Annotated in this window: 9 protein-coding genes; 3 read left to right on the forward strand and 6 right to left on the reverse strand. The window is 44.5% G+C overall.

Going from position 1 to position 10,858, the window contains the following annotated elements; genetic code table 11:
* Positions 1-34 precede the first annotated feature (34 nt).
* On the forward strand, positions 35-1,066 hold the full coding sequence (gene pdhA, locus RMO55_RS05220; RefSeq protein WP_310424531.1) for a pyruvate dehydrogenase (acetyl-transferring) E1 component subunit alpha: 1,032 nt from the start codon (positions 35-37) through the stop codon (positions 1,064-1,066).
* Between the two features lie 289 nt (positions 1,067-1,355).
* A complete protein-coding gene (locus RMO55_RS05225; protein ID WP_310424533.1) occupies positions 1,356-2,051 on the forward strand; it encodes a hypothetical protein in 696 nt (231 codons plus the stop codon).
* 163 nt (positions 2,052-2,214) lie between these two features.
* Here the strand turns inward: RMO55_RS05225 and RMO55_RS05230 are convergent, their stop codons facing one another.
* The 3 genes from RMO55_RS05230 to pheA all read right to left on the reverse strand — a co-directional run bounded on the left by RMO55_RS05230 (position 2,215) and on the right by pheA (position 5,771).
* Positions 2,215-2,889, reverse strand: coding sequence for a PEP-CTERM sorting domain-containing protein (locus tag RMO55_RS05230; protein WP_310424535.1), 675 nt, complete (start codon positions 2,887-2,889; stop codon positions 2,215-2,217).
* A gap of 181 nt (positions 2,890-3,070) precedes the next feature.
* The gene (locus RMO55_RS05235) at positions 3,071-4,642 is read right to left on the reverse strand and encodes a hypothetical protein (RefSeq protein ID WP_310424537.1); all 1,572 of its coding nucleotides are present in this window, start codon (positions 4,640-4,642) and stop codon (positions 3,071-3,073) included.
* A gap of 280 nt (positions 4,643-4,922) precedes the next feature.
* Positions 4,923-5,771 carry a prephenate dehydratase gene (pheA, locus tag RMO55_RS05240; protein ID WP_310424539.1) on the reverse strand — a complete coding sequence of 283 codons (849 nt, stop codon included), beginning with the start codon at positions 5,769-5,771 and terminating at the stop codon, positions 4,923-4,925.
* A gap of 261 nt (positions 5,772-6,032) precedes the next feature.
* Here pheA and RMO55_RS05245 point away from each other — a divergent pair, with 261 nt between their 5' ends.
* Positions 6,033-6,620: a DUF1997 domain-containing protein gene (locus RMO55_RS05245; protein ID WP_310424541.1), complete on the forward strand. Its 588-nt coding sequence runs from the start codon at positions 6,033-6,035 to the stop codon at positions 6,618-6,620.
* Positions 6,621-6,843: 223 nt separating this feature from the next.
* Here the strand turns inward: RMO55_RS05245 and RMO55_RS05250 are convergent, their stop codons facing one another.
* The 3 genes from RMO55_RS05250 to RMO55_RS05260 all read right to left on the reverse strand — a co-directional run bounded on the left by RMO55_RS05250 (position 6,844) and on the right by RMO55_RS05260 (position 10,834).
* A complete protein-coding gene (locus RMO55_RS05250; RefSeq protein ID WP_310424543.1) occupies positions 6,844-7,827 on the reverse strand; it encodes an endonuclease/exonuclease/phosphatase family protein in 984 nt (327 codons plus the stop codon).
* A 207-nt stretch (positions 7,828-8,034) separates the two neighbouring features.
* Positions 8,035-8,418, reverse strand: a complete 384-nt coding sequence (locus RMO55_RS05255) for a ribonuclease HII (protein ID WP_310424544.1) — start codon at positions 8,416-8,418, stop codon at positions 8,035-8,037.
* 85 nt (positions 8,419-8,503) lie between these two features.
* Complete coding sequence (locus tag RMO55_RS05260; RefSeq protein ID WP_310424546.1) at positions 8,504-10,834, reverse strand: Rne/Rng family ribonuclease; 2,331 nt, start codon at positions 10,832-10,834, stop codon at positions 8,504-8,506.
* Positions 10,835-10,858: the final 24 nt, after the last annotated feature.

The raw sequence follows: 10,858 nt of genomic DNA on the forward strand, positions 1-10,858 counted from the left end.
ATATCGATCGAATACAAGTGGATAAAACAAACTAATGGTTCAAGAGAGAACTTTACCCGTATTTGAGCCAAAGTCGGGAGAAATCACCAAAGCAGAAGGCTTAATATTATACCGTGACATGATTCTCGGTCGTTTCTTCGAGGATAAATGTGCGGAGATGTACTATCGGGGCAAAATGTTTGGTTTTGTCCATCTGTATAACGGTCAAGAAGCAGTGTCCTCAGGCGTAATCAAAGCGATGCGTCCAGGCGAGGACTATGTTTCTAGTACTTATCGAGACCACGTTCACGCGCTCAGTGCTGGCGTACCCGCCCGTGAAGTGATGGCGGAATTATTTGGCAAGGAAACAGGCTGTAGCAAGGGGCGCGGTGGCTCGATGCATATGTTTTCTAAAGAACATGGATTATTGGGCGGTTATGCGTTTGTCGCGGAAGGGATTCCCGTGGCGACAGGTGCCGCTTTTGCCAGTAAATATCGGCGGGATGCGCTTGGGGATGCTAGTTCCGATCTGGTGTCTGCTTGTTTCTTTGGGGATGGGGCGGCGAATAACGGGCAATTCTTTGAATGTCTGAATATGGCAGCTTTATGGAAATTGCCGATGATTTATGTCGTCGAAAATAATAAATGGGCGATCGGCATGTCCCACGAACGCGCTACATCGATTCCCGAAATCTATACCAAAGGTGCTGCCTTTGGGATGCCTGGAATCCAAGTCGATGGGATGGATGTTTTAGCCGTCTATCGGGTCGCCAAAGAGGCGGTTGCTCGTGCTCGTGCTGGAGAAGGGCCAACCCTAATTGAAGCCCTTACGTACCGTTTTCGCGGGCACTCCTTGGCAGATCCTGACGAACTCAGACCTAAGGAAGAAAAAGATTTCTGGAACGCTCGCGATCCGATTAAAAAATTGGCAAGCTATCTGGTGAGTGAAGGTTTAATGACTCAGGATGAACTTACCGCACTCGATCGAGAAATTCAGGATCTAATCGATGATTCAGTAGAGTTTGCTGAAAATAGTCCCGAACCAGATCCCGCCGAATTACGTCGCTATATCTTTGCTGGAGATTAAATTAGGTGTTAGGTGTTAGGTGTTAGGCTTTAGGCTCTAGATGTGAGGGCATTTGCGGAAAAGGGGCTTACAGCCCCAATCGAATCGTATTTTTGCAACAAACGATAGCTCCCCCTCTCAGGGAGCATCCCACTTTTTAAAGTTCTTAAAGAGGAAATAAACACGATCGCTGAATAGTCTGATGACTGGTTCTTGATACTTTATTTTACGAACAATCAATCAAAGTGGGATGCTCCTCCCCTCTCCCTTCTTCTTCCTTCCCTCTTCCTTTCATACGCCGATTTGGTCTATGTTCAAAAAACTCTCACCCTTGTTGTTACTACTACTATGCAGTAGTTGCACTAATTCACGGGTCGTGGGTGCAGGCTCTAAAAACGAGAATCGATCGATCCAGAATCAGCCACCAGTATTGCTATCGACGATCGTCAATGTGAAGCGATCGGAGACCGTTGAAATTATTAATGATTGGAATGGATATTCTGATATCACCCCAATCTTGCGTCATTCTAAGTTACGACTAAAACGTCAAGAATTAGTGGGTAATGCGTATGTTGCTGTTGGCGGTTATGGTGCCGCAGGTATTCATCAACAGCAGACGACTAAAGTAAAAATTCCGGCAGCAGTAACAACTAAATTCTTAGATACCTTATCAAAAACTCCGCTCCAAGTCGGAAGTTATCAACCCGCATTCGATCGAATCGATGACTATCCATCTATTAAAATTACGGTCAAAATCGCTGGACGACAAGTAATTTTTAGTTCTGAATCCCAAGGCATCGATTATATGCCCTGGAAAGTCACAATTACTCAAAAAAACACGACCAAAACTTATCTTAGCAATTCGCCGTTCCCCGCTCGGTCCCTGCATTTACTCGATCCCTATCTCGATCGTTCGGGAATCGAACGAATTATTCAGCGGCGGCGACAACAAAAGAAATTTATGGGAAAAGGTGGTAAAAAACAGGCAATTACTCCAGTACTTTGACGAGTTATTTGGATTGCGATTACTCTCTGTAATTATTACTTAATTGACTAATTGTCAACCATTTTATAGACAGATAAATTAAACATATTTTTGACAAAATAGCCTCACTAGTTAAATACTAGTAAGGCGATCATTAATCTAAAAATTGCCTGTGAAACTCAGATTACACTTTATCAGAATCACCTAATTTCTTTTTCATGCGGAAGGCTGCTGTTGTACCAAGCAAAGTACCAACAATGGTAAATGGTTCGGGAACATCTGTTGCCGCTGCCGCTGCCAAGGGAAGTGACGATTGAGTTGACGAGAGCGAAAAACTCAGGTCATTAAACTGCATATCAACGTCATCTTCAAAGCTGACTAAAGTTGTATCAGGTCCATAGTTTTGGACTCTGGCATGGGAACCGCCTGTGAAAAAGTCTCTACCAGTCTCGGTGACATGCAATCTAAAGTTTAATTGTGTTCCATTCATAAAACTTCCCAAGTCAACAGTACTGTTAACTGCCGAAAGTTTATTGTCGAAGAGTAAAACATCGTTCGCTCGGTTATTATCAACCATCAAATACAGCAGATCTTTGTAAGATGCGGTACTTCCTAAGTACGTAGCTATGACAGGACTAGTGCCAGTAGTAATGTTTTGTGGTGCCTGAATGATACCGCCGCCAGTAGCAACGTTACCACCAATACTGACACCACTACTGGCAAAAATATTTTGTCCTTCAGTGCCTGAAGCCGCAATAGCCAGATTGACAGGAGCGGCAACCATCGCTTGTGCTGACATCGGTGCAAAGAGAATGGCAGTAGCGACTGCACTTAACGATAAGAGAGAAAATTTGTTCATTGTTCTTTTTTATACGGGGCTGTCAGCAGATTCGCTGGATGTTTCAAATATAACTTACTGATTTTCCAACGTCAACAGAAAGGTAAATGTCGCCAGACAAAGCTTCCCGCAAGAATCTTAGCGTTTTAGTCTGTGATTCGATTGCAAAAAAATATCAACTAATTCACTTAGTATACTTAGATTAGGTTTTGTCTTGAAGTCGTTGAGTAATATCGTCAGTGCTAGGTGTGGCTGGGTTGATTTGGTTATATTGAGCAGACTCTTCTAACAGATCTTGACGGGTAAAAACCCCCTCTGGATCTTCATAAATTGGCCGATCGACCCCTGAATCAGTAGGTGCTAAATGATACCAGTTATACCAATTACGCACAGCCAACCAAGTTACTGATAGTAAAGCGGCAATACTAAGCATCACGCCACGAGCACCGATGGAAAAGCCATAGACAGGGAGGATGACACCTAAGATCGTGCAAATAATTGCCGCTAGAGAAATACGCCAATTATTGCGTCCTAAGCCCCAGACTAAAAGGAGTAAACAGATCGAGATACCACTCCAGACATTCAGCGGATCGGCGATCCGACTGACATAGGTGAGCGCGAACATGCCCGCAAAAAATGCACATCCAGCGATCGCGATATCCTCTAGTCGCATTGGCATCGAGAGACACAACAGCAAAATCCACCAGAGGAAAATACCAGGGGCGAGAAGTAATAACAGGGGCAATGTCCCAGTTTGGGCAGCAATAGGGGCAGAAACGGCTACACCAAAAGGTTTTTGAACTGAGGCATTTTGGTTAAATGCCCAAGTAAAGATTTGACGATCGCCAGTACTAGTTACTTTCGTCGGTGCGATCCCACTGACAAAATTGAGTCTGGGCACTTTAGAATCGATCGACATCCAAAAGTTTGCCAAGGAGCCATCTTTAGCACTATAAACCCACTGGGGAGAGCCTTGGGCGCGATAACTGACGCGGAGTTTACTGACGCTACCAGGAGCAATTTGGAGGGGAAAACGATATTCGCCTGGATTAGTTGTTGCTAATCTTTTTCCATTCTGTTCGACTCCAAAGTTTTGCAGGAGCGAATAACCTGTAGGCGGATCGATCTGAAATACAAATCGATCTGTCGTCCCGATTGGATTGGTAATTTGGTAATCTCCTTTAAAGTCAATCAGATAATTCTGGCTATCGCCAGATTTATTAGAAGTTGGCGCGATTGAGAGTTGGAGATTCGATCCGCTGACGGATGACTGGCGAGTGACATCTTTTTTGTCTTGAACTTTTACCAGTTTGCCCTCGAGTTCGGTGGTATAGACATAGGGTTCTTGACTGGTATAGCTTACTTGGGGTGAAGATTGCCGCACTAATTCACCAGCGATTGTCGGGGTTGTTTGGGCGGTTTTTGCCTGCTCCCAACTGCTCTGACGACTAGCTAATGTCGAACAAAATCCAAATCCAGCTAGCAAGATAATTGAGATTAGTAATGTTTGCTGCAATACTTTCATCAATTGAGTCGAGCGCATCATCCAATCGCCAATGACAACATTGCGCTGTTGGGGATAATTTCGGAGCGAAAAGTTAAATAAAGCCATTCCTACCGACAATCCAATGGCTAGAATCGCAAAAATGGCGATCGAGATCGGCAAGTGACTGGCAATCTGGTTGAGAGATTGGGGCTGAGTGAAATCTGGTAATCCTGACTGGGCAAGCTGCCCAGATGGTAGTAGTAATTCTGGAATAATGGCAACCAACATAATTAAAGGGGCTAGAGGGTAGAGGTTAGAAAGACGTAGAACCCAATTACTCTGAATAAATGGTTAGATTGAGTTTGGCTATTTTAAAATTTTCTTTAGATATCTAGTCTAAAAGCCTCCCTACTTCAAGAGCAAATCAAACAAGATAGTCCATAATCTTGTGACAGCGAGATCTAGAGAAAACATGCTCCAGCACAGTTCGCTGCTTCAATACTCTGTCCGTTTGTTAAAGCAGCCGCTACACGAACAGGGAGATGTAATTATCAACTATTTAAATTAACTATGTTGGTTCGATGATAATCGTGCGATAACTACCAAAGTTTTTTACGGTTTCGGCATAAGCATCCAAATCGGCTAGGGCAGATTTTAATTGGCGGCAATTATTAATATCGGTTTCGATGTCGATAAAAAATAGATATTCTCCCAGCGAACGTTTACTAGGACGAGACTCGATGCGGCTTAAGTTCAAACCTCGATTGGCAAAGAAGCCCAAAGCTGCCATGAGTCCACCTGGCGTATTCGATCGCAAACTAAAGGCAACAGATGTACAATTTCCCGTCAGTGTCGGTTGCAAACTAATCGCCCAAAATTTGGTCTGATTATCGGGGCGATCGTTAATTGGCTGCGCCAAGACGGGTAAATTGTATAAGTTTGCCGCTCGCACTGAAGAAATTGCGGCTGCGTGAGGTAGAGTTGCGAGGGTGCTGAGGGCTGCAGTAGTTGAATTTTCAGAAATTCGTGCAGCTTGAGGTAGATGCTGTTGTAGCCATTCCTGACACTGACTTAGAGCTTGAGGATGGGAATACACCATCTCAATTTTACTTAAGTCCGTGGCGACAGAAATTAAGGCATGATGGATCGGTAAGACGATCGCTTGTTGAATTTGGATCGTCGCTGCTAGTTGCCAAATCGTATCGGAGGTCATCGTGACACTACCTTCGATCGAGTTTTCGACTGGAACGATCGCCAGCCCCACTTCACCACTGGCTAAGGCTTTGAGAGTTTGCGCGATACTGGGATAAGGCTGCAGGCAAAAATCAGCACCCGAAAGTTCTGTCTCGGTATAAGTCAGAGCTGCGGCTTCGGTGTAAGTACCCGTAGGTCCCAAATGAGCGATCTTCAAAGTCATAGACAATTCACAGTTCACAATTTACAGCACAATTACTGTATTAGTTTGGTAAAAACACCGATTTTGTCTAGTTTACCTAGAAATCTAGATCGCGAATGCGATAAAATTCTAGATAGCTGTATTTTATCGCAACTATCGGTCAGCTAATTAAAACTTATTTTTTCGCTAATTTTCCGATCTTTAATTTGATGCCAATTCGATCGGTATTCACAATTAATAGTTCTGCACGTTGGTACTAGTCTCTAACTCCTGCCTCTACATATGCAAATCGTTAAATTTACGGCGGATCGATCGGTTGATATGGCTGTACCAAAACACTCTATCCCCATTCAACACTATCTACGTCAGCCCCATCGTCTAGTTCGATCTCTAGTCGATTCAAATCGCATCAAACAGGTTAGTGATGATGAGTTTTGCCTGACGATGCGAACCCTAAGTTTTTTTGGATTCGATCTTCAGCCGACAGTATTTTTGCGAGTTTGGACAGAAGCAGATGGTACGGTGCGGATTGCTTCTACCAATTGCGAAATTCGGGGCATTGATTATATCAACCAACGTTTTAGTCTCGAACTCGTTGGTAAGTTGTCACCCTACGAGCAACAGGGACAAACCTATCTGTCAGGACGTGCGGATCTCCAAGTCCAAGTCGCCCTCCCACCACCATTGAGCTTTACGCCCAAAGCAATTGTAGAATCTGCTGGAAATAGTCTACTCAAAAGCATTTTGAGTGCCTTCAAACAAAGATTGATGCACCAATTACTAGCTGATTATGTGGCTTGGGCAAATACGGGGACTGACAGTGACTACTCTCGATCGATCTTGAATGGGAAGCCAATGGGGGAGATTTAAAATAAGTAATAAGTAACCCAAGTTGCTAGTTATGGGTTTTTAGTGAAATGGGTGTTAGATTTTAGCTATTAGGTTTTAGGTTTTATCCCATCGCTAATACGCAAGACCCAATACCTAATCCCAAAATATTTAACCTTGGTTATAACTAGCGACTTGCGTTAAGTAATAAGTAGGGTGTGTTCGCGATAGCTTAACGCACTGTTTTTTCGGGCGGTGCGATAGTTCACATTATTAATTCCGAAATAATTGGTGCGTGGTCGGAGTTTCCATTATCTCCAGTATAAGTATTCACAACTTTAAAATCTTTACTGACAAAAATATGGTCGATCGGAATGTTCAGAAAGGGAAGTAAGAATTGTGGTAATTTGACACAAGTAGAAGAACGAATCCAACTGGGTAAGATACCAAAGCCATGTCGCGTATTGTGTAAGGTAGTTTTACTGATGAATTTTCGATAGTAAGGCGACCAAGGAGTAAGATTAAAATCTCCCATGAGAATTGTCGGCTGAGAATCGCGCTCTAAATAATTTGCCAATGCGTCAAGCTGGAGATTTCGGCGGTTAAATGTTGGTGATTTAACTGGTACAAAGGGATGAGTACCAACAATTTGAATTCGTTTATCTCGATATTTAAGATGAGTAACTAGATTGGTTTCGTTACTTCCTAGGAATTTTTCACTGCTACTATCATCAAGGGGGGATTTGCTAAATATCGCCAGCCCGCCCCCAGTAGATCGAAAGCTGTAAGGGAGTCGATCGCTTGTCATTGCTCCAATCATTTTCATCATTGCTGCATCGATTTCAACAATTAAAGCTAGATCTGGATCGATAAATTTAATACTGCGAACGATGCGATCTATATCGTTATTTTCAACATTAATATTAAAGCTCATTACTTTTAATATATTTGTCTTGTCTGTACTCGATCGATCGGTTGGCAAGTACCAAGTCACTAGATCTAAACCATTAACTGTCAAACTAAATAATAGAATAAATAAAGCGATATGAGATTTAACTTCCTGGCGTTGCCACAAGATTGTAAATAGTAATATTAAAGCGATCGTCAGCCAGAAATAATGAACCTGAAAGTGAGTGAGCAACTCTAAGGGGAAAATCCAGAATAAAAATCGGCCTAGCGTGAGAATCGAGATCGCGATCGATAAAAATATTAACAGTTTATCCAATATCATCGATCGCTTATTATTCATTATGCTAAATATTAGTCCGCGTAGCGAAAAGTGCGGTCTTGGGGTTTTCCCTGTCTTGTCTCACTTATTTTGACGGGGAACCCGTCCAAAAGTGAGCCGCTGTCTTGTCGTTTTCTTATTCGGGGGGAACCCCCGAATAAAAACGCCGCAAGTAGAGCACCTTTTCAAGAGAGGCGGACTTTGCAACTGTAGCTACGATTTCAATCGTTAGCACTCCAGTAACTTGCGCTGTAACTGTTGACGACAAGGACTAAATGACTGCCGATGTTCGGGTGTAATGCCATATTTATCGATCGCAATTAGATGTTGAGCTGTACCATACCCCTTATTCTGGTCGAGTTGATACATCGGATAAATCAAACCTAACTCTGTCATCAATCGATCGCGCCAAACTTTTGCTAAGATACTCGCAGCCGCGATCGAGATCGATCGATCTTCTCCTTTGACTAGTGTTTGCTGGGGAAGATCTAAATTGGAAATCGATTTGCTTCCATCTACTAAACACAATTCTGGTGTCACTTCCAAGCCAGTTATCGCCCGATGCATGGCAACTAAACTTGCTTGAAGAATATTTAATTCACAGTAAATCATTGCTTAATTCAGCAACACCTCATTTAATAGTAAGGGTTTTACAGCAAGGTTAAAATCCCCACCATCAAACCCTAACTATCAACGATCAATGATCGACTATTGCTGAAGATCGACGTTTACTCCGTCGCTGCACTGAAAGCTCTTCAGATACATCACCAATGGTTGTTAATACATCCATCAGCTCGATATTTGCAGATTCTACGGAAGTTTCAATCGCTTCGTCCAGTGGTGCGGACGATCGATCTGCTTCTACCGCTTCAGGATCTGCTTCAACCGATGTGGGGAATAATACTTCAGCATCGATCTGAATTGCCAAATCAGGCGGCGCAATTGTGGCGATTGGCAGCTCGATGGGCAAAGCAGCGAGATCCTGTTCCGGCTCAAACGCGATGGGGAATCGATCCGCTGGTTCGACTGGTTCGAGCGGTAAAGTACCTAACGGGACGACATTAACAATCGCTGTTTTGGGGTTATTTAACTCCCGCCCTAACTTTACCAACGGCGAAATTCCCATCCAGGCATAGGTTTCCTTTTCCAGATCGGACATTTCTACCTGAACCACTTCTGGTGGTTCGATCGTCGGGCGAGTGGGTTTGACTCGTTGCGGTTTACCTGGACGTTCTCGTTCCAAGTCCGAGAATGCGGTGGCGGAACTGTCAGCTAACGCTGTTAATTCTGTCGGGAGCGTCTCGGAAACGAATGCTTCGATCTCTGGTGGCGCGAAATTACGACTGACTAGGGTCGCACGTCCGGTATTGTCTGTGGGCGGAACCCCACGATTGACGGCACCACGGCTGGGTACACCACCATTGGAGATCGGAGTGCGCGGGGTATCGTTAGTAGGTGTCGGACGCGGAACGCTACGAACGACTTCATCTTGGTCGATTCGGCCCACTCTGCGACGGCGTTTTTTGCCAGCACCGTTTTGCTGTTGATAACTAGGATGATTGACTAGATTAAAATCATCCTCACTTTCTGTTCCTTCTGGATCGACAGTATTCCATTCTGGTACCGATTGACGCGGATCTGGTAAGGTGCGATCGTTCCGGCGCGGTCCTCTAGACAATCCTCTTCCTGAGAGTGATGAATTGTCTGTATTGCCGCGACTGCGATGTTCTCGTTGAGGTGCGGTGGTGACGAGAGAAATCGGTACTGCTTCGCCATCTGCACCATACACAGCTTCGCCTGGAACGTGGGCTAAATGCCCTAAACCACCGCAAGTGCTACAGGTTTCTCCAAATAGCTCGTAAATATTTTGACCTTGGCGTTTGCGGGTGAGTTCGACTAGTCCTAATTCGGATAGTTGGGCGATTTGAGGTCGGGCTTTATCGACTCTTAGTTGCTTGTTAAAGTGCTCTAGGACTTGGAGTTGATCTTTGCGGTAATCCATATCGATGAAGTCGATAATGATCACCCCAGCGATATTCCGCAGCCTCATCTGGCGGGCAATTTCAGTGGCGGCTTCACAGTTCGTCCATAATACTGTTTCGCGAGAGGTGGTCGATCGAGTAAAGGAACCAGAGTTGACATCAACTACCGTTAATGCTTCAGTTGGCTCGATGATAATATAACCGCCCGAAGGTAAGTCTACTCTGGGTTTTAATGCCTCTCTAATTGCCGCATTGACACGGAAATATTCGAGAATCGGTTGGCGTTCGCGATGCTGGTCTACAACGACACCGGAAGGTAACTGACCGTCATTCCACCCCAACAGAGTCTGTTTGACCCGTTTGAGACCCTGCTGGGAGTCTACGACGATCCGATTGACATCATCGGCGTACATGTCTCTGAGGACTCTTTGGATAAAGTCATCATCGCGATTGAGTAATGCTGGGGCACGAGTGGAGTTAGCATCTTGCTGGACGATTTCCCACTGTTTTTGGAGTTGTTCTAGATCTTCTAAAATTGCCTCTTCTGTGGTGTCTTCAGCTTCGGTCCGAACTAAGAGTCCCATCCCTGCTGGTTTGGCAAGGACGGCTAATGCTCTCAACCGATTGCGTTCGCCTTCGGAACGAATTCGGCGGGAGAGATTTACCCCTTTACCAAACGGAATCAACACGACATAACGACCTGGCAGGCTGACGTTGCCAGTCAGCCTGGGGCCTTTATTTCCCGTTGGTTCTTTCATGATCTGCACCAACACTTTTTGTTGTGGTGCGAGCAATTCAGTAATCGAGCCGGAACTGCGTCGGAGTCTGAGCGGGCCTAAATCGGTAACGTGGATAAATCCATTGCGAGACGGATCGCCGATGTTGATAAATGCAGCATCGATCCCTGGCAACACATTTTCGACGATGCCAAGATAGATATCACTGACCTGATGTTGTCCGGTCGCTACTACCAATTCTTGAATTTGGTCTTCCCCAAATACGGCACCAATGCGGTGTTGCTCCGCAATAATTATTTGCTTTGGCATTCAATTTCCTCGAAAATTAGCAGC

Origin of the sequence: Chamaesiphon sp. VAR_48_metabat_135_sub (genome assembly GCF_031418915.1) — a bacterium.
Taxonomy (GTDB): Bacteria; Cyanobacteriota; Cyanobacteriia; order Cyanobacteriales; family Chamaesiphonaceae; genus Chamaesiphon.

Coding starts and splice junctions, on each gene's coding strand:
- RMO55_RS05230 (WP_310424535.1), bottom strand. CDS start 2,889: ATGAACAAATTTTCTCTCTTATCGTTAAGTGCAGTCGCTACTGCCATT.
- RMO55_RS05235 (WP_310424537.1), bottom strand. CDS start 4,642: ATGTTGGTTGCCATTATTCCAGAATTACTACTACCATCTGGGCAGCTT.
- RMO55_RS05260 (WP_310424546.1), bottom strand. CDS start 10,834: ATGCCAAAGCAAATAATTATTGCGGAGCAACACCGCATTGGTGCCGTA.
- RMO55_RS05225 (WP_310424533.1), top strand. CDS start 1,356: ATGTTCAAAAAACTCTCACCCTTGTTGTTACTACTACTATGCAGTAGT.
- RMO55_RS05255 (WP_310424544.1), bottom strand. CDS start 8,418: ATGATTTACTGTGAATTAAATATTCTTCAAGCAAGTTTAGTTGCCATG.
- RMO55_RS05250 (WP_310424543.1), bottom strand. CDS start 7,827: ATGAATAATAAGCGATCGATGATATTGGATAAACTGTTAATATTTTTA.
- pdhA (WP_310424531.1), top strand. CDS start 35: ATGGTTCAAGAGAGAACTTTACCCGTATTTGAGCCAAAGTCGGGAGAA.
- pheA (WP_310424539.1), bottom strand. CDS start 5,771: ATGACTTTGAAGATCGCTCATTTGGGACCTACGGGTACTTACACCGAA.
- RMO55_RS05245 (WP_310424541.1), top strand. CDS start 6,033: ATGCAAATCGTTAAATTTACGGCGGATCGATCGGTTGATATGGCTGTA.